This is a genomic window from Lysobacter sp. Soil_N_51 (genome assembly GCF_057655755.1).
This window is the reverse complement of the sequence record NZ_JBDGLR010000013.1, coordinates 56,679-75,328: the sequence shown is the minus strand read 5'-3', so window position 1 is coordinate 75,328 and position 18,650 is coordinate 56,679. Positions and strand designations below refer to the sequence as shown.

Annotated in this window: 10 protein-coding genes and 1 pseudogene; 2 read left to right on the top strand and 9 right to left on the bottom strand. The window is 66.2% G+C overall.

Annotation, left to right across the window (positions count from 1 at the left end):
- Positions 1–840: 840 nt before the first annotated feature.
- The 7 genes and pseudogenes from AC3A4T_RS22640 to AC3A4T_RS22610 all read right to left on the bottom strand — a co-directional run bounded on the left by AC3A4T_RS22640 (position 841) and on the right by AC3A4T_RS22610 (position 14,265).
- On the bottom strand, positions 841–3,123 hold the full coding sequence (locus AC3A4T_RS22640; RefSeq protein WP_487677472.1) for a M14 family zinc carboxypeptidase: 2,283 nt from the start codon (positions 3,121–3,123) through the stop codon (positions 841–843).
- Between the two features lie 316 nt (positions 3,124–3,439).
- A complete protein-coding gene (locus tag AC3A4T_RS22635; RefSeq protein WP_487677471.1) occupies positions 3,440–5,728 on the bottom strand; it encodes a M14 family zinc carboxypeptidase in 2,289 nt (762 codons plus the stop codon).
- 358 nt (positions 5,729–6,086) lie between these two features.
- Entirely contained in the window at positions 6,087–8,099 is a 2,013-nt protein-coding gene (locus AC3A4T_RS22630; protein ID WP_487677470.1) for a proprotein convertase P-domain-containing protein, read from the bottom strand.
- 861 nt (positions 8,100–8,960) lie between these two features.
- On the bottom strand, positions 8,961–10,997 hold the full coding sequence (locus AC3A4T_RS22625) for a proprotein convertase P-domain-containing protein (protein WP_487677469.1): 2,037 nt from the start codon (positions 10,995–10,997) through the stop codon (positions 8,961–8,963).
- A gap of 343 nt (positions 10,998–11,340) precedes the next feature.
- On the bottom strand, positions 11,341–11,928 hold the full coding sequence (locus AC3A4T_RS22620; protein ID WP_487677524.1) for a proprotein convertase P-domain-containing protein: 588 nt from the start codon (positions 11,926–11,928) through the stop codon (positions 11,341–11,343).
- A gap of 27 nt (positions 11,929–11,955) precedes the next feature.
- Positions 11,956–13,323, bottom strand: a pseudogene (locus AC3A4T_RS22615) (M12 family metallo-peptidase); the annotation flags it as partial.
- A 411-nt stretch (positions 13,324–13,734) separates the two neighbouring features.
- Positions 13,735–14,265: a hypothetical protein gene (locus AC3A4T_RS22610; protein WP_487677468.1), complete on the bottom strand. Its 531-nt coding sequence runs from the start codon at positions 14,263–14,265 to the stop codon at positions 13,735–13,737.
- Between AC3A4T_RS22610 and AC3A4T_RS22605 the strand changes: the two genes are divergently transcribed.
- Positions 14,264–14,476 (top strand): hypothetical protein, encoded by a 213-nt coding sequence (locus tag AC3A4T_RS22605; RefSeq protein ID WP_487677467.1) that lies wholly within the window; start codon positions 14,264–14,266, stop codon positions 14,474–14,476. The two genes, AC3A4T_RS22610 and AC3A4T_RS22605, sit on opposite strands and share 2 nt — an antisense overlap.
- 104 nt (positions 14,477–14,580) lie before the next feature.
- Here AC3A4T_RS22605 and AC3A4T_RS22600 read toward each other — a convergent pair whose 3' ends face one another.
- On the bottom strand, positions 14,581–16,035 hold the full coding sequence (locus tag AC3A4T_RS22600) for a S8 family serine peptidase (RefSeq protein ID WP_487677466.1): 1,455 nt from the start codon (positions 16,033–16,035) through the stop codon (positions 14,581–14,583).
- A 363-nt stretch (positions 16,036–16,398) separates the two neighbouring features.
- Between AC3A4T_RS22600 and AC3A4T_RS22595 the strand changes: the two genes are divergently transcribed.
- Complete coding sequence (locus AC3A4T_RS22595; protein WP_487677465.1) at positions 16,399–16,641, top strand: hypothetical protein; 243 nt, start codon at positions 16,399–16,401, stop codon at positions 16,639–16,641.
- Here the strand turns inward: AC3A4T_RS22595 and AC3A4T_RS22590 are convergent.
- Positions 16,631–18,475, bottom strand: a complete 1,845-nt coding sequence (locus AC3A4T_RS22590; protein WP_487677464.1) for a S8 family serine peptidase — start codon at positions 18,473–18,475, stop codon at positions 16,631–16,633. The genes AC3A4T_RS22595 and AC3A4T_RS22590 overlap by 11 nt on opposite strands.
- Between the last annotated feature and the right edge of the window lie 175 nt (positions 18,476–18,650).

The window sequence follows — 18,650 nt, the reverse complement described above, 5'->3', positions numbered from 1 at the left end:
AGGTTCCGATACGCCCGGGTTTCGACCCTAAGCGGGTAGGCATCGCGCGAACAAGCCGCAATCGGTTCGAGCGCACATTCGCGTTCGTGACCCCAGTCATGCAACCGCGCAGTAAACGCTTACGGTGCGGATGCGGATGGTCCTGGCCGGGGCGAGGCGCGGGAAATCCGCGGAATTTTCGTGGTTTCGCCGAAGGAAACAACGGAGCGTCATGAAGCAAGTCGCGCGCCGCGTTGCGGTGATCGACGCAACTACCGCATCACGTTTTTAGTGAGCTGTTGCGATGGGTGCATGTAGAAAAGTCGCTTTCGGGGATCGATGGCGGACGCGACTGGCGCTTGCTCACCTGGTGCTCGCACTGCCCTGCCCGCTTATTCGGCTTTGACGCATCGGTGGCTTTTGGCTCGGGGTGGCTTCGGACTCGTATCGCGCCGCTTCGCTTCGATTTCGGCGCCAACTCCGACTCCAACATCGGCTTGGGCTTGGGCTTGGGCTTGGGCATCGGCTTCGATTCCAGCCTCGGCCTGGCTTGGCTTTTAGTCTGAAGCAGAGGCTTCATCAGCGCTGCGCGGCTTCGGGCCCAAGTAAAAGCCACATGGCCTACCTGTAGGAGCGGCGCGAGCCGCGACCGCGAAAACGCAACTACCGTGCAGGTCTCGACGTGCTCGAGATGTCGCGGTCGCGACTCACGTCGCTCCTACAGCGGCTGCGATGTGGCCACTCGCCATTCGTGTGCAGAGCTAAAACATCGCCGCCTCAAACCGAAAAGCCCGGGCACAGCGATACCTCGCCGCACCCGGGCCCGCTACAGCTCATTCGCAATCGGTCATCCGGACCCGATCAGAACGTCAGACTCCACGTGTCGATCCGCCCGATATCGCCCGTCTGATTGTCGTTGACCCGCAATTTCCACGTACCGTTGAGCGGCTCGCTCGACAAATTCCTGGTGAAGGTGCCGATCACGTTGTCGGCGCTGCCGCCGGTGCGGTTGTGGATGTTGTAGATCGTGCCGTCCGGCGCCACCAGATCGACTTTGATGTCGTTCTTGTACGTGTGGAAGATCGTCACCTGCACCGGCGTGCTCGCGCCGCCGTTGCCGCTACGGCCCGACACCACGATCGAGCTTTCTACGGTGCCGTGGTCTACGATGGCCACGTCGGTGCCGTTGCTGTAGTTCTGTGCGCCATTGCTGCCGACGGTGACCGAACCGGTCCTGGTGTTGCTCGCGCCGTCGTCGTCGTTGACGGTCAGGGTGACGGTGTAGGTACCGGCCGCGCTGTAGGTCTTCGACGGATTGGCCGCGGTCGAAGTGGTGCCGTCGCCGAAGTTCCAGCTGCGCGAGACGATGCTGCCGTCGCTGTCGCTGGAGGTGTCGGTGAAGCTCACCGTCAGCGCGTTGGCCGACGAAGTGAAGTTCGCCACCGGCGGATTGTTGACCGGCCCGGTGCCGCCGACGGTGAAGCGCACCGCGTTCGGCGTGCCCGGCTTGCCGGAGGCGTCGGTGCCTTGCACGTACACGGTGTGCACACCCTGGCTCAGGCCGGTGGTCGAGATGCTGCCGGTGACGTTCTCGTTGCTGCTGTTGAAGCTGCCGTCGCTGGCGCTCAACGCGATCGGCGTCGCCCCGCTCGCCCAAGGCGGCGCATCCAGGTATGCGCGTGCGGAGACGATGTTCTGCACCGGTTCGCTGCCGTTGCTCTGGTTGAACAGACCGTCGTTGATGTTCGCGGTGATGGTCACCGGCGTGCCTGCCGGAACGGTGGTCGACGAGACGTTGACCACGGTGGTGTCCGGACCGCTGGGCAAGGTGTAAGGCGCCCACAGGCTGCGCGCGACATAGCGCAGGGTCTTGAGGTTGTTCGGCAAGGTGGTGCCGGTGAAGCTGCTGCAGCTTTCGAAGAAGCTGCCGCCGAGTTCGAACGCGTAGGATGCCACGCCGAGCAGACCGTACATGGTGTCGGTGGTGGTGCCGTCGGTGACGTACAGCTCGCTGGATTGCTGCGGCCGGTAGTTGTTGAAGTGCGCCATGCGCCGGCCGAGGGTGCGCAGCGCGCTCAGGTTGGGCGGCGGATTGCTGGTATCGCCCCACGGCCACAGCACCAGGTCGGCGGCGCTGTGGATGTCGATGAACACGCCCTGGGTGTCGTCGGGCGCGGCGGCGTTGACGTCGTCGGCGCGACGATCGGGGAAAATGCCGCCGCTGTAGACGCCGTTGCTGCCGCGGGTGCCGGCGACCAGGCGCATCAGGTTCTGGGTTTCCGGATCCGACGACGCGATCGGCCCCCGGTAGGTTTCCGCGCACTGGTTGCCGCTGGAACCACCCGGCGCGGTGCTCCAGTGATACGGGAAATTGCGGTTGAGGTCGGTGCCGTAGCTGCTCGCGCTGCAGTTGCCGCCGTTGCTGTTGTTGAGGTTCTTGCGCCACGACGCGCCGGCCTCGGCCTTCTTGCGGCCGTCGGGGTTGGCCTGCAGCACCAGTTGGAAGGCGAAGTTGTCGAGCAGCCAGGTCGCTTCCGGATCGGTGCCGTAGCCGTTGACCAGGCCTTCGGCGAAACGGGTGACGAGTTCTGCCGGCGCGTACTCGCGTGCGTGGATCGAACCGAACAACACCAAGGTCGGCTTGTTCGGCAAGGCCGCATCGGTGGCGGTATTGCTCAGCCGCAGCACGCGCATGTCGTAGCCAGTGCCGGCACTTTGGGTCTTCTGCCAGGTCGGGCCGATGTTGGTGATGCGCGCCAGGTTCGGCTTGCTCGCGACCAGGTTATCCATCGTCGAATAGGTTTCTTCGACAGTCCGAAAACACGAGAAACCCGGAATGCTCTGAACCCCGTCGAGCGACCCTTGCTGCGCGGTCTGCAGACGCTGCAGTCGCGCGGTGGCTTCCTGATCGACCTGATACTTGAAGCCGGCCTGGGTCAACGCGGCAAGATCGGCGGGCATCGCCTCGACCACGACCGTCTTGGCATTGCGATCGACCTTGAGATGCTGAAAGCGCGAGGCGATGCGCTGCAGTTGCGCGGGGGTGTCGTAGTGGGCGGTGACGAAGACGGGCAGATCATCGGCCGCCACGGCGCTGGCGGACAACGCCAGCAGCAGCGGCAACGCGGCAGGTTGGAAGCGCATTGGGAGACTCTCCATATAACCGTTCGATAGACAGCGACGCGGCGCGTGCCCGGTCATGCTGAGGAGCGAACGCCGCCGCCGGCAAGCGTCGCCGAAGGCCTCGCGGAACTTCTTTCGTGATGGCCGCGGCAGATCGGCGCATCGCATCGCGATGCCGTGCGCGGCCCGGCGCACGCGGACAATGACCGCGCGATTTCGATGCACGACCGATTGGTGCTATCGCAAAATAGCTCGGCACATTCGACTGTATCCACCGGCACATACGAAGACGCCGCGGCGGTGAGGCCGCGGCGTCGGCGCGATCAGACTGCGATCGTCAGAAAGTAATGCTCCACGTATCGATCCGTCCGATATCGCCCGTCGCATTGTCGTTGACCCGCAATTTCCACGTACCGTTGAGCGGCTCGCTCGACAAATTCTTGGTGAAGGTGCCGATCACGTTGTCGGCGCTGCCGCCGGTGCGGTTGTGGATGTTGTAGATCGTGCCGTCCGGCGCCACCAGATCGACTTTGATGTCGCTCTTGTAGGTGTGATAGATCGTCACCTGCACCGGCGTGCTCGCCCCGCCGTTGCCGCTGCGGCCCGACACGACGATCGCGCTTTCCACGGTGGCGTTGTCGGTGATCGCGACATCGGTGCCGTTGCTGTAGGTCTGAGTACCACCCGGGCCCGCGCTCACGGTGACCGAAGCGGTCTTGGTGTTGGTGGCCCCGTCGTCGTCGGTGACGGTCAGGCTGACGGTGTAGGTGCCGGCCGCACTGTAGGTCTTCGACGGATTGGCCGCGGTCGAAGTGGTGCCGTCGCCGAAGTTCCAACTGCGCGAGACGATGCTGCCGTCGCTGTCGCTGGAGGTGTCGGTGAAGCTCACCGTCAGCGCGCTGGCCGATGAAGTGAAGTTCGCCACCGGCGGATTGTTGACCGGCCCGGTGCCGCCGACGGTGAAGCGCACCGCGTTCGGCGTGCCCGGCTTGCCGGAGGCGTCGGTGCCCTGCACGTACACGGTGTGCACACCCTGGCTCAGGCCGGTAGTCGAGATGCTGCCGGTGACGTTCTCGTTGCTGCTGTTGAAGCTGCCGTCGCTGGCGCTCAACGCGATCGGCGTCGCCCCGCTCGCCCAAGGCGGCGCATCCAGGTACGCGCGTGCGGAGACGATGTTCTGCACCGGTTCGCTGCCGTTGCTCTGGTTGAACAGACCGTCGTTGATGTTCGCGGTGATGGTCACCGGCGTGCCCGCGGGTACGGTGGTCGACGAGACGTTGACCACGGTGGTGTCCGGACCGCTCGGCAAGGTGTACGGCGCCCACAGGCTGCGCGCGACATAACGCAGGGTCTTGAGGTTGTTCGGCAAGGTGGTGCCGGTAAAGCTGTTGCAGCTTTCGAAGAAGCTGCCGCCGAGTTCGATCGTATACCCGGGCACGCCGAGCAGGCCGTACATGGTGTCGTCGGTGGTGCCGTCGGTCGCGTACAGCTCATCGGACTGCTGCGGCCGGTAGTTGTTGAAGTAGGCCATGCGCCGGCCGAGGGTGCGCAACCCACTCATGTTCGGCGCGGGATTGCTGGTGTCGCCCCACGACCACAGCACCAGGTCGGCGGCGCTGTGGATGTCGATGAACACGCCCTGGGTGTCGTCGGGCGCGGCGGTATTGACGTCGTCGGGACGACGGTCGGCGAAGATGCCGCCGCTGTAGACGCCGTTGCTGCCGCGGGTGCCGGCGACCAGACGCATCAGGTTCTGTGTTTCCGGATCCGATGCCGCGGTCGGGCCGCGGTAGGTTTCCGCGCATTGGTTGCCGCTGGAGCCGCCCGGCGCGGTGTTCCAGTGATACGGGAAATTGCGGTTGAGGTCGGTGCCGTAACTGCTCGCGCTGCAACTGCCGCCGTTGCTGTTGTTGACGTTCTTGCGCCACGACGCGCCGGCTTCGGCCTTCTTGCGGCCGTCGGGATTGGCCTGCAGCACCAGCTGGAAGGCGAAGTTGTCGAGCAGCCAGGTCGCTTCCGGGTCGGTGCCGTAGCCGTTGACCAGGCCTTCGGCAAAACGGGTGACGAGTTCGGCCGGCGCGTACTCGCGTGCGTGGATCGAACCGAACAACACCAAGGTGGGCTTGTTCGGCAAGGCCGCGTCGGTGGCGGTGTTGCTCAGCCGCAGCACGCGCATGTCGTAGCCGGTGGCGGGATTCTGGGTCTTCTGCCAGCTCGGGCCGATGTTGGTGATGCGCGCCAGATTCGGCTTGCTCGCGACCAGGCTATCCATCGTCGTATAGGTTTCTTCGACCGTGCGGAAGCACGCGAAGCCCGGAATGCTTTTAACGCCGTTGAGCGAGCCCTGCAGCGCGGTCTGCAGACGCTGCAGTCGCGCGGTGGCTTCCTGATCGATTTGATACTTGAACCCCGCCTTGGTCAGCGCGGTGAGATCCTCCGGCATCGCCTCGACCTTCACCGTCCTGGCGTTGCGATCGACGTTCAAATGCTGGAAGCGCGAGGCGATGCGTTGCAGTTGCGCCGGATTTTCGTACTGGGCGGTGACGAATACCGGCAGATCATCGGCGGCCGCGGCGCTGGCGGACAAAGCCAGCAGCAGCGGCAACGCGGCAGGTTGGAAGCGCATTGGGAAACTCTCCATGGATCATGGGCGGTGGGCAGGCGCGGGGCGTGCTGCGGGCCATGCTGCGGAGCGGACCGAATCGCTGACAAGCGCCGCTCGGCGCGTGGACGGCGTGCTTTCGTGATACGTACGACAGAACGACGTAGTGACGACTGGCGCACGAATACATCACCACCGGCTTCGTGCGCTGACGATGCGGATCACTGCCGCGAAGTCGAATTGCGCCGCAGTGCGATGGCGAGGCCGCGGCTCGCGGGCGAAGCGATTCGCGCGCGACGCCGATGCTGTCGACGGATCGAATACGCCTGGAAAAACGCCGCGGCCCGAAGGCCGCGGCGTCGTGTCGATCACATCGGTTCGATCAGAACGTGATGCTCCACTTGTCGATGCGGCCGGTATCGGCGGTCGCATTGTCGTTCACGCGCAACTTCCACACGCCGTTGAGCGGCTCGCTCGACAGGTTCTTGGTGAACGTGCCGATGACGTTGTCGGCGCTGCCGCCGGTGCGGTTGTGGATGTTGTAGACCGTGCCGTCCGGCGCGATCAGGTCGATCTTCAGGTCGCTCTTGTAGGTGTGATAGATCGTCACCTGGATCGGCGTGGTGGCCGAGCCGTTGCCGCTGCGGCCGGACACGGTGATGGCGCTTTCCACGGTGGCGTTGTCGGTGATCGCGACATCGGTGTCGTTGGTGTAGGTCTGCGAACCCGGGCCGCCGGACACCGTGACCGTGCCGGTCTTGGTGTTGGTGGCGCCGCCGTTGTCGGTGACGGTCAGGGTGACGGTGTAGGTGCCCGCGGCGCTGTAGGTCTTGCTCGGGTTGGTCGCGGTCGAGGTGGTGCCGTCGCCGAAGTTCCAGCTACGCGACGCGATCGAGCCGTCGCTGTCGCTGGAGCTGTCGGTGAAGGTCGCGGTCAGGCCGTTGGTGGTCGAGGTGAAGTTCGCCACCGGCGGATTGTTCGGCGTGCCGCCGCCCGAATCCAGGCCGTCGATGAACTGCGCGCCGGTCGAGGCCGGATCCAGCCAGTCGCTCAGGCGCGAAGACGACGCGCCGCCGCCGGTCCACGAGGTGAACACGCGGCCGTACTGGTCGCTGCGGTTGGTGCCGGTCGCGCTGCAGCTCGACGGACCACCGTGCAACTGCCCGAGCACGCGCTTTTCCGGGCTGTAGATCGGCGAACCCGAGGAACCCGGTTCGGTCACGCCGCCGGTCGGCTGCCACTGCACGTTCAAGTGGGTGGTGCCGGCGCCGCCGCCCCAGGCCACGAACGAGGTCGGGCTGGTCGAGTTGCTGATGCGCTTCTCGGCGACGTTCGGGTGATGGATCGCGATCGCGCCGGGGTAGTTCTGATCGCGGCGGTCCCAACCGGCCCAGAACAGGTTGAACGCCGGATTGGCCGGGGTGTTCAACTCGAGCAGGGTGAAGTCGGAGGTCGCGTAGGTCGCCTTGACCGTCGAACCGGTCTGGGTCTGGCTCATCGAACCGTCGCCGTTGGCGCCGCTGGCCGGGGTGTTGGGCGCGCGGCAGGTCGAGTTCTGATAGTTCCAGTACACCACGATGCTGGCCGCGGTCGACGCCGTGGTCATGCCGCAGTGGTGCGCGGTCAGGAAGTACATCTTGCGGTCGTTGGCGGTGTTGTTGACCAGCGAACCGGTACACGCCAGCGAGCCGTTCTTCGAGTAGGCCGCGACGGAACGGATGATGTCGCGACGGCCGTCGCCCTCGGGGCAGACCACGTCGATGTTGCAGCTGCCCGACACGCCCTTCTCGCCCGCGGCGAGCGCCAAGCGACGCGCGAGCGGACCGAAGCCGACGTAGTCGTGGTTGACCTTGGTCAGGTGCAGCTTGAGCTCGCCCATCTTGGCGCGCGGCACCACCACTTCGATGACCGCTTCGGCGCCGGGCACGACCGCGGTCCACAGCTGGCCCTGCGCGTTGTTTTCGCGCGCGGTGTATTCGCTGATCAGCGCGCGATCGCCGCCGGCGGTCTGGGTCGCCGGATAGACCAGCAGGCGGCCGCCCTGCGGCATGTGGTACTGGGTGAAACCGAAGTTCAACGACAGCGCTTTTTCCGAACGGATGCGCTGGCGCCAGACCACGGTGTCGGCGTCGACGTCTTCCCACACGCCGGAATTCAGCGGGGTCATGTCGACCGTCATCGGGAACGCGAAGCGCGGGATGTCGCCGCGCTTGTCGCGCTGCAGGTCTTCGGCCTTGAGCTTGGCCACGTCGACCGCGGGCATGGAGCGCAGCGAGATCTTGTCGACGCTCGACAGGTTGGAATGTTCAAAAGCCGCCGGGCGCGAGGGCGGCGCGGCGAGAGCGGCGCTGATCGACAGTCCGAGCAACAGCAAGGAACCACAAATGCGTTTCATGAGTCTCTCCGTCCGTAGTAGAGGCATGACCGCGCCGCCGGCTGGGCCGGTGACCGATGGCGATGGCGACGGGTCAGATGGTGGGAACTGGAAGCTCCAGCGATTGATGCAGGCGGTGCCGCATGCTTCCCCATGAGCGTGCGTTGGTTCTTCGACGCGTGGCGCGCAACGAAGCATTGATGGCGTCCACGGTGTGACTCTGCGGCACACTTGTCGCACACAACAAGACGCAAATCCGCCTAGTCGACATAGCATCCGTGCATCGCGTCACGCATACGACGAAGATTTGTTGCGGTTGAAATCGGTGTGCATGACGGGAAATTGAAACTGAGACGCCGCACGAATTCACAATGAAATGCAGCGCACGAAGCGGGGGAACTTCGGGGTGGGGTGATGGGAAGTTCACTGGCGCGGGAGATGGCGCGGGAGATGGCGCGGGAGATGGCGCGGCAGGGTTGGCGGCGATTGGGGCTCGGCCTTTCGGCTTGGCCGTACGGGTTCGGGGCATGCATGGATCGATTGGCGCGGCGATCTGAGCGGAAGGCGTCGGGGCTCAAGCCCCTCCCACAAAAGACCTCGCCGGCTCACCTCGCCTGAAGATCGCGTTCGGTAGTGCGACGGTCGATCATCGGCGCTCAGGGCGATCGAACATGACCGTCGCATCGCATCGCATAGCATCGCGTCGCTTCGCTTCGCATCACGTCACATCGCGTCGCAACGCAACGCAACGCGGCTTGCGGCTCGTGGCGGGACGCAGCTTCAGTCCGACGCGCCGGGCGTCGATCGCAACGCTCGCGCAAAACAAAGAACCCCGGCCGAAGCCGGGGTTCTGCTGTGACTACTTCGGATCGAAGGACTGGATCAGAACGTGATGCTCCAGCTGTCGATCTTGCCGACATCGCCGCCGGCGTTGTCGTTGACGCGCAGCTTCCAGGTGCCGTTCAAGGCTTCGCTCGACAGGTTCTTGCTGTAGGTCTGGATGATGTTGTCGGTGCTGCCGCCGGTGCGGTTGTGCAGGTTGTAGACGGTTCCGTCCGGCGCGACCAGGTCGACCTTGAGGTCGCTCTTGTACGTATGCAGGATGTTGACCGCGATCGGCGTGCTGGACGGTGCGTTGCCGCTGCGGCCGGACACCACGATCGCGCTTTCCACGGTGGCGTTGTCGCTGATGGCGACGTCGGTGCCGTTGCTGTAGGTCTGGCTGCCGTTGCCGCCGCTGACCGTGACCGAAGCGGTCTTGGTGTTGGTCGCGCCGTCGTCGTCGGTGACGGTCAGGGTGACGGTGTAGGTGCCGGCCGCGCTGTAGGTCTTGCTCGGATTGGTCGCGGTCGAGGTGGTGCCGTCGCCGAAGTTCCAGCTGCGCGAGGCGATCGTGCCGTCGCTGTCGCTGGAGGTGTCGGTGAAGCTCACCGTCAGCGCGCTGGCGGTCGAGGTGAAGTTCGCGCTCGGCGGATTGTTGGTCGGCGGAGTGCCGGTCGAATCCAGGCCGTCGACGAACTGCGCGCCGGTGCCGGAGGCATCGAGCCAGTCGCTCAAACGCGAGGCCGCGGCGCCGCCGCCGGTCCAGGAGGTGAAGATGCGGCCGTAGTAATCGGCCTTTTGTTCCTGCGGCACGGAGCAGCTCGACGGGCCGCCGTGCAGCTGGCCGATCACGCGCTTGTCCGGGCTGTACAGCGGCGAGCCCGACGAACCCGGCTCGGTCACGCCGCGATTGACGCCCCACTTCACGAACACGTGGCTGCCGTTGGCGACGGTCGGCGGGTTGTAATCGGCGCCGCCGTAGTTGGTGGTGCGCGAGGCGCTGTCGGAGAAGCTGATGCGCTTGTCGGCGACGTTGGGATGGTGGATCGCGATCGAGCTGTTGTAGTTCTGATCGCGACGATCCCAGCCGGCCCAGTACAGGTTGTAGGCCGGGTTGGCGGCGGTGTTGAGTTCGAGCAGAGTGAAGTCGGAGGTCGCGTAGGTCGCGCGCAGGGTCGCGCCGGTCTGCGATTGCGACAGCGAGCCGTCGCCGTCGGCGCCGCTGGCCGACGAACCGGGCAGACGGCAGGTGCTGTTCTGGTAGTTCCAGTACACGACCATCGAGTTGTTGATCGAGGCGCTGGTCATGCCGCAATGGTTCGCGGTCAGGAAGTACATCTTCTTGTCGTTGGCGGTGTTGTTGACCAGCGAGCCGGTGCACCACATCGTGCCCTGCTTCGAGTACGCCGCGACCGAACGGATGATGTCGCGATAGCCGTTGCCTTCCGGGCAGACCACGTCGATTTCGCAGCTGCCGGAGGTCGCCATCGGGCCGACATCCAGCGCGGCGTTGCGCGCGAGCTTGCCGAAGCCGACGTAGTCGTGGTTGACCTTGGCCAGGTGCAGCTTGAGTTGTCCGACCTTCGCGGCCGGCACCACCACTTCGATCACCGCTTCCTCGCCCAGCACCACCGGCGTCCACAGTTCGCCGAAGGCGTTGTTGTCGGCCGGGGTGAAGCTGCGCACGCGGCCGGCGTTGGAGTTCGGCGCCTGGTCGGCCGGATAGATCAGCATGCGCGCGCCTTCGGGCAGATTGAACTGATCGAAGTGGAAGTTCAGCGACAACGCGTTCTTGGATTCGATGCGGGTGCGCCAAACCACGTTGCCGTCGTCGAGCGATTCCCAGGTGCCGGTGTTGAGCGTGTCGATGCTGACCGGCAAGGCGGTGGCGAAGCGCGGTACTTCGTTGCGCGCGTTGCGCTTGACGTCTTCGGCGCGCAGCTTGGCCACGTCGACCGCCGGCATCGCGCGCACGGCGATGGCGTCGACGCGCGACAGGCGGGCGTTGTCGAACGCGGCCGGGCGCAGCGCCGGGCCGGCCAGCGCGGTACCGATCGACAAGGCGAGCAGGCCGAGGGTGAGGGTGATTCGTTTCATGGTTAGCTCCGTGCGTTGATGATTCAGGCGATGGTTCGGTTTGGACCACGATGAATGGCGGTGTGGATCGCGTGGAGCCGATGCCGGCCCGTGTCCGTCGTGGACCGGGACGGCACGTCGCCGTCGTACACGGCCACACGCCACGCGGCTTGAGGCGCTCCCCTGCGCGCGCTCGAACTGCGAGGTCTTGCGCTTGCGATGCCCGCGGATCGACGCGATCCGCGGGCGGGTGACATCGCGTTGGACTGCGTCACGACGATGCAGGCCAAAACGCCCCCTGATTGACCTTCATGCGCTCCGGCGGACCGCGTCGATCGAGTCAGGCTCGATCGACGCGAGCCGATCAGAACGTGATGCTCCAGGTATCGATCTTGCCGATGTCCGCGGACGCGCGATCGGCGGCGCGCAGCTTCCAGGTGCCGTTGAGCGCTTCGCTCGACAGGTTCTTGCTGAAGCTGCCGCTGACGTTGTCGGCGCTGCCGCCGGTGCGGTTGTGGATGTTGTAGACCGAACCGTCCGGCGCGATCAGGTCGACGATCAGGTCGCCCTTGTACGGATGCACGATGTTGACCGAGATCGAGGCGTTGCTCGGTGCGTTGCCGCTGCGGCCGGACACCACGATGTTGCTGGTCACGCCGGTGGCGTTGTTGTCCGGGATGTTGACGTCGGCGCCGTTGGTGTAGGTCTGCACGCCGCTGGCGTCGACCGTGACCGAGGCGGTCTTGGTGTGGGTGGCGCCGCCGTTGTCGGTGACGGTCAGGGTGACGGTGTAGGTGCCGGCCGCGGCGTAGGTCTTCGACGGATTAGTCGCGGTCGAGGTGGTGCTGTCGCCGAAATTCCAGCTGCGCGAAGCGATCGTGCCGTCGCTGTCGGTCGAGATGTCGGTGAAGCTCACGCTCAGGCCGCTGGCCGAGGAACTGAAGTTCGCCACCGGCGCGGTGTTGCCGCCGGGCGCGCCACGGAACGCGGCGACCGCGGCCTTGGTCTGCACCAGCACGCGCTGGTTGTGGTTCTTGTCGGCGGTTCCCATCGGCACGCCGTTGTAGGTCACGTCCGGGTTCGACCAATAGTTCAGGCGGGTGCAGCCGCCGGTGCAGGCGTAAGCCATGATCGTGCGCCACTTGGTGCCGGTGGCGGGTTCATAGCGATAGCCGTGGCCGTAGGCGTACGGCGTGTTGGTCGGATCGGCGGCCGGATCGTGACGCGCCGACAGCAGATGGCCGATTTCGTGGGCGAAGCTGTAGTAACCGGTGGCGCAGTCGTAATGCACGGTCGCGAACGCGGTCGCCGCGGTCGAACCGATCGAATGAGCCAGGCCGCAATTGCCGGCGTCGTTGATGACCAGCACGCTGACGTCGGCGGCGTTGGCGTCGCGGCTGGCATGGATGTCGTCCATGTAGCCGTCGCTGGGATCGGCGAAGCGTTCTTCGTCGGTGAAATGGCCGTCACCGGCCGAGGTGTATTGCACGGTGCGGTAGTTCGCCAGCTCCAGCTGGATGCCGACGTTGGAGTTGATATAGCCCTGGTTACTCTCGGCCACCGCCAGTTCGACCAGCGCCTGCATGTCGCCGCCGTACGCGGTGACCGCTTCGTTGGTCGCAACGACCTGCACGCGGATGGTCGCGGTCGCGCCCGGATCGATCGCGGCCGGTCCGATCGCGGCGCGGTTGACGCGCGCGCTGGCGGCGTTGGCGTTGGCGACGCGGGCCGCTTCGCGCATGTCGATCTGCGGCAGGTCCGAATCGCGATAGCCCAGCGGGTGATCGGGCGGCATCTTGCTTTCGTCGACTTCGATCACCGCGTGGCTGCCGTCGGCGAGCGGACGGATCCGATACAGCTGGCCGTCGACGCGCACGTTGCCGGTGACGCCGTCGCCGCGGCGGACCAGGGCGACCGAGTTGAGTTCGTCGTGACGCACTTCGCGCGCGTCGGCGCTGGCGCGCTTTGCGTTCTCACGTAAATGACCGAGCCACACCGTGCTGCCGCGGCCGGTATCGCGCGCGCTGTCGAGCACGGCGTTGACCCGATGCCCGCCGAGTTGCAGTTCGATCTCGCGGGTCTGCGCGCTGACCAGCGCGGCATTGGCGCGCTTGAGTTGCAGCGATGCGGTGGCCGGCGCGGCGGCCAGGCTTTGGGCGTGGCTCAGCGCCGAAGCTTGCGCGCTGGCCAGGCCGGCGCGCGCGGTCGGCGCGTCGCCGGTGAACAGCGGCTGCGCGGCGAACGCCGGCGCGGCGACCAGGCTGGAGACGAGCACCGCGCCGCGCAACGCGGCGCAAAGCGTTGCCGTACCGCGCGCGGGCGCGCGGCGTGAGGACTTGCTGGACATTGGTGGAACCCCCGATGGATGAAAGCCGCTTGCGCGGTCGAAGCGTCGGATTGCGATGGTCGTGGCCGGAATTCAGCGACAGCGCGGTGGCAGGCGATCCCGCATTTCCGGTCTGATGATGGGTCGAGTCGTCGGCTCGCCCATGTCATGACGCTAGCCGGTGAAGGAACGCGGCGGCAACGGCATCGGCCGCGATTCAGCCGCGTCGTTCGTGATGTTTGTCATGCATCGTAAAATTGCTGCATTAATTGGATTTTTTCGGCATGCATAAACACGTTTTTGGTGACTGGACGCCACCGCGGCGCAACAAAAAACCCCGGCGATGCCGGGGTTTTCGTTTCAGCTCCAGATCAGTTCCAGATCGAGCCGCGAACGCTGTTCAACGGCGCGATCGATCCAGCGCGAGCGCGCTTATTTGTCGATCACCGCCGGGCCGCGGATGATCGGGCCGAGCGAGATGTGGTTGTCGGGCTCGATGAACTGCACGTCGGGATCGTCGGCGAAGGTTTCCATCAATCGCACCGCCTCGGCGCGATCCAGCGCGGGACTGACGCTGAACACATCGGCCTGGATGCCCATGCGGTGCTTCCAGGTCAGCTTCAGCCCACTCTTGTTGGCCAGACCCGCGCGTTGCGCGGTCTGGTCCAGGCGCGCCTGCACCGCGCCTTGCTGCGTCAGCGGCCCGGTGCCGTCGCGGTATTTGACGATGAACTGGCCGAACGGCCCGGCGCCGACCGGCGCGCCGACCTGGGCTCGACCGGCGACCGGCTTGGCCGACGCATCGCCGGGCTGGACGTATTGCGGCGGCGCCTGCTCGGGCTGGTTTTGGTCGGGACCGTTTTGGTCGGGCTGCACCGGCTGAGTACTCGGATCGAGCGAGCCGGTCCGCGCGGGCTGCGGATCGGCGGATTTGGGATCGGAAGGATTGGTGCCGGATGCCATGCAGGCGCTCACTGAGAAGGAAAGCAACACGGCCACGGCGGGAAGCCAGCGTGTACGGATCGAGGATGACATGCGGGCAGCTCCTGAGGTGGAACAGGTTTCAACGCAGGCCGGGGCCGATCGGGGTCGAGCCGGCGGCGTGAATGCCGAACCCGTGCCCAACCCGTGCCGGACGCAACAGGCCGATTTCATTCTTGCACAGCGGGCATGACGAACCCGGCGACGCGATCGTCGCCGGGTCGGGTGTGCAGCGAGTGGGTTCAGCGAGACTGAACGCGCGCCGGTCCGGACCCGGACCGGCGCCGTCATCCACGATCAGGGCGTGACCGAGCGCGCCATCGCCACCGCCGCGGCCGCGTCGACCAGGCCGGCACCGCAACCGCCGGGGCAGTTGGCCGCGCTGATCGGACGCGACGTCGCCGCCAGGATCTGACGCACCTGCTCGAAGGTCCGCGGCGTGGGCGCGGCGGTCTGGATCAACGCGATCACGCCGGCCACGTGCGGCGTCGCCATTGAGGTGCCGTCCAGGAATTCGTAACGATTGCCCGAATAGGTCGAAAGAATGCCCTGGCTCAGATGCTGACGGGTGCACTCCTGCGGCTTGTTGACGAAGCGACCCAGCGGCATGAACTCGGTCGAAGGCGAGCAGCTTTCGCCGCCCGGCGCGGTGACGTCGATGCCGGTGCCGTAACCCGAATACCAGGCGCGGCGGCCGCCCTGGTCGCTCGCGGCCACGGTGATCACGTTGTTGCAGCTGGCCGGGGTGAAACTGCGCACGTCGATATTGTTGTTGCCGGCCGCGGCGGCCACGATCGTGCCGTTGGCGGTCGCGGTGTTGATCGCGGCCTGCCACGCCGGCGTCTGCGAACAGGCCGCGACCTGGCCCACCGACAAGTTGATGACGTCGGCCGGATTGGGATTGGCCGGCACGCCCGCCACGCGTCCGCCCGAGGCCCAGACGATGCCGTCGGCCAGATCGGACATGAAGCTGCTGCTGTTGTGGCCGAGCACGCGCACCGGCACGATCTTGACCCCGGGCGCCACGCCGGCGACGCCGACGCCGTTGCCGGTCACCGCCGCGACCGTGCCGGCCACGTGGGTGCCGTGCGGCAGCGACGGCGCGTAGACGGTATCGGTCGGATTGGGATCGCGTCCGTCGCCGTCGGCGCCGGCGCTCACCGGCACCATGTCGTAACCGGCGATCACATTGCCGTTCAAGTCCGGATGCGAAACGATGCCGGTGTCGACCACCGCCACCACCGCGCCGCTGCCGTCGCTGGTGCTCCATGCGCTCGGCGCGCGAACCCCGACCGCGCTGTCGGCCATGTCCCATTGCTCGGCGAAGCGGGTGTCGTTCGGCAACGCGGTGATCTCCACCGGCAGATCCGCCTGCACCCATTCGACATTCGGATCGTCGGCGATCCGCCGGATCAGCGCCTGCGTCTGCGCGCGGTTCAAGGGCACGTTGCTGGCCACGACATCGCTGCCGATGGCCATGCGCCGCACGCGCTTGAGCGTCGGCGCGGATTGGCCCGCCGCCAGACCCAGGCCGGCGCGGCGCAACGAGGCGTCGACCGCGGCGGCCTGGCGCGCCGGCGCGCTGCCGGGAACGAATTTGACGATCAACTGCCGGTAGGTCTGGCCGTCCTTGAGACCCGACACATGGGCCTGGCCTGCGAACGCCGGAACGGCGGCGATGCCGCCCAACGCCAGCAGCGCGGCGGCGGCGAACGAATGCACACGCCGGTTGCTATCGGAACGCGATTTCATGAGAAAGAACCCCTGACTGAATGCCGCATGGCGGCGAACTGCAACGTTCCCGCGCTCGCAGCGCGCGCGATGCGGTCGACGGGACGTTCGATACGGACGCGGCGCATGCCGTGTCCTTACCTCGACGATAGGCAGCAAAAAAATTCCGCGGCAAGGCGGCGACGGATCATGACTGCGCTCGAAAACTGTCGCCGGTCACATATCGCGACATCGCGCATGGCGCGATTTCGACAACGAAATAGCGGGTTTTTCCCCCATTCTGACAAGTCAGATTCGCGGCGCGAACAAGTCGCGCTGCGTATCTTCAACGTCATTCGTACGCAATAAATGCGCCTCTGTTCGCCCATTTACACCGCATCGTCCTTGACCGCCGCAGGCACCGATTCGAGCCCGGACCGCTTCGTCCAGCCAACATCGAATTGTCATTCGGGTAAGGCACAAGCGCGTTGCGCCCGCCTGCGCGCGGACGCGGTCGCTTCGGCCATCGCGAGCGCATCGCAAGAACAAGTCGCGATCGCGAAACCGGGCAAGCAAAAAAAGAACCCCGGCCTCGCGGCCGGGGTTCGCTTCGAACCTCAGTTCATTGCAGCCGCGATCAGAAGGTGATGCTCCAGGTGTCGATGCGGCCGATGTCCTGCGCGGCGCGATCGGCGGCGCGCAGCCTCCAGGTGCCGTTGAGCGCTTCGCTCGACAGGTTCAGGGTGAAGGTGCCGCTGACGTTGTCGGCATCGGCGCCGGTGCGGTTGTGGATGTTGTAGACCGAACCGTCCGGCGCGATCAGGTCGACGATCAGATCGCTCTTGTACGGATGGATGATGTTGACCGTCACCGAGGCGTTGCTCGGCGCGTTGCCGGTGCGGCCCGACACGGTGATGCTGCTCGACACGCCGGTCGCGTTGTTGTCCGGGATATTGACGTCGGTGCCGTTGCTGTAGGTCTGGGTGCCGGTCGGCGGCGTGGTGCCGGCCGCGGCGGCCACCGCGGCCGCGGTGTCGACCAGGCCCGGACCGCAACCGCCGGGGCACTTGGCCGCGGTGATCGGGCGCGCGGTGCTGGCCAGCAGGCTGGCGATCTGCGCGGTGGTCTTCGGCGTGGTCGACACGGCCTGCATCAGCGCGACGATGCCGGCCACGTGCGGCGACGCCATCGAGGTGCCCTGCATGAAGCCGAAGCTGTTGTTGTTGAGGGTCGACAGCACGCCATCGGCCGGATGGTTCCTGGAGCAGCCCACGGTGGACGGATCGGTGTTCAGCGGCAGGAACTCGTTGGTCGGCGAACAGGTCTCGCCGCCCGGCGCGGTGATGTCGATGCTCGTGCCGTAGGTCGAATACCAGGCGCGGTTGCCGTTCCTGTCGCTGGCCGCGACGCTGATGACGTTGTTGCAGCTGGCGGGATTGGAGCCGGTCACGTCGATATTGCTGTTGCCGGCGGCCGCGACCACGATCGCGCCGTTGGCGGTCGCGATGTTGATCGCGTCCTGGTAGGCCTTGGTGCAGGCCTGGTCGCTGCCGAGCGACATGTTGATGACGTCGGCCGGGTTGGCGTTGGCCGGCACCGAGGCGACCGTGCCACCCGACGCCCAGACGATGGCATCGGCGATATCGGAGGTGAAGCCGGCGCCGCGCTTGCCCAGCGTGCGCAGCGGAACGACCTTGGCGCCGTAGGCGACACCGGCCACGCCGCTGGCGTTGTTGGTCACCGCGCCGATGGTGCCGGCGACATGGGTGCCGTGATAGCCGGAGGTCGTGCCGGAGCTGTCGTTGGGATTGGCGTCGCGGCCATTGCCGTCTTCGCTGGCGCCGCAATCGAAATTGATGCCGTCGCCGCAGTTGCCGCCGGTGACCGAGGAAACGAAGTCGTAGCCCGGCAGGATATTGGCGTTGAGGTCGGTATGCGAGGCGATGCCGCTGTCGATCACCGCCACCACCATGCCGGTGCCGGTGGTGCGATCCCAGGCGCCGGGCAGGTTGGCGCCCGCGGCGCTGGCGGCGTAATGCCACTGCTCGCCGAAACGAGTGTCGTTGGGGGTGGCCAACTGACGCGCCATCAGGTCGAGCTCCACCGATACCACGTTCGGATCGGCCGCGATCTGGCGCATCAGCGCCTCGGCTTCGTCGCGGTTGAGGCGCTTGTCCGCGGTGACGACCTTGCCGCCCAGCGCCATCGTGCGCAGATGCTTCAGGCCCACGCGCTTGCCCTTGGCGGCGGCGGGCAGCGCGACGTTCGCGGCCGCCGAGTTCAGCGAAGAAGCCAGCGACACCGTGTCCGCGGCCGGCGCGCTGTCCGCACGATAATTGACGATGAAGCGGTCGTAGCTGCCATTGGCCTTCAGCCCGCTGAGGTTGGCCTGCCCGGCGAAGGCGGGCGAGGCGGCGCAGCCAAGCGCCAGGGCAGCGGTGAGCGCGTGCAAGCGGATATTGCGATGTTGACGTACGGCCATGCGAGTCGATCCCCTTTCGAATAAAGCCGCGAGACGCGGCGAGTCGACCTTGATCGGACCGGCGCGGACAGGCCCGGAGCCGGATCAGGTCACGACGGGCGCGAACGAATCCGCACCCGTGCCATCCACGCTGCGAGGTCGCGGTGGCCGAAACAATCAGACGCGCTGCGTTCGT

Excerpts from the sequence above, each read along its gene's own strand:
- AC3A4T_RS22605 (WP_487677467.1), top strand. The coding sequence starts at position 14,264 with ATGCAGGCGCTCACTGAGAAGGAAAGCAACACGGCCACGGCGGGAAGC.
- AC3A4T_RS22640 (WP_487677472.1), bottom strand. The coding sequence starts at position 3,123 with ATGCGCTTCCAACCTGCCGCGTTGCCGCTGCTGCTGGCGTTGTCCGCC.
- AC3A4T_RS22590 (WP_487677464.1), bottom strand. The coding sequence starts at position 18,475 with ATGGCCGTACGTCAACATCGCAATATCCGCTTGCACGCGCTCACCGCT.
- AC3A4T_RS22635 (WP_487677471.1), bottom strand. The coding sequence starts at position 5,728 with ATGCGCTTCCAACCTGCCGCGTTGCCGCTGCTGCTGGCTTTGTCCGCC.
- AC3A4T_RS22625 (WP_487677469.1), bottom strand. The coding sequence starts at position 10,997 with ATGAAACGAATCACCCTCACCCTCGGCCTGCTCGCCTTGTCGATCGGT.
- AC3A4T_RS22630 (WP_487677470.1), bottom strand. The coding sequence starts at position 8,099 with ATGAAACGCATTTGTGGTTCCTTGCTGTTGCTCGGACTGTCGATCAGC.
- AC3A4T_RS22600 (WP_487677466.1), bottom strand. The coding sequence starts at position 16,035 with ATGAAATCGCGTTCCGATAGCAACCGGCGTGTGCATTCGTTCGCCGCC.
- AC3A4T_RS22610 (WP_487677468.1), bottom strand. The coding sequence starts at position 14,265 with ATGGCATCCGGCACCAATCCTTCCGATCCCAAATCCGCCGATCCGCAG.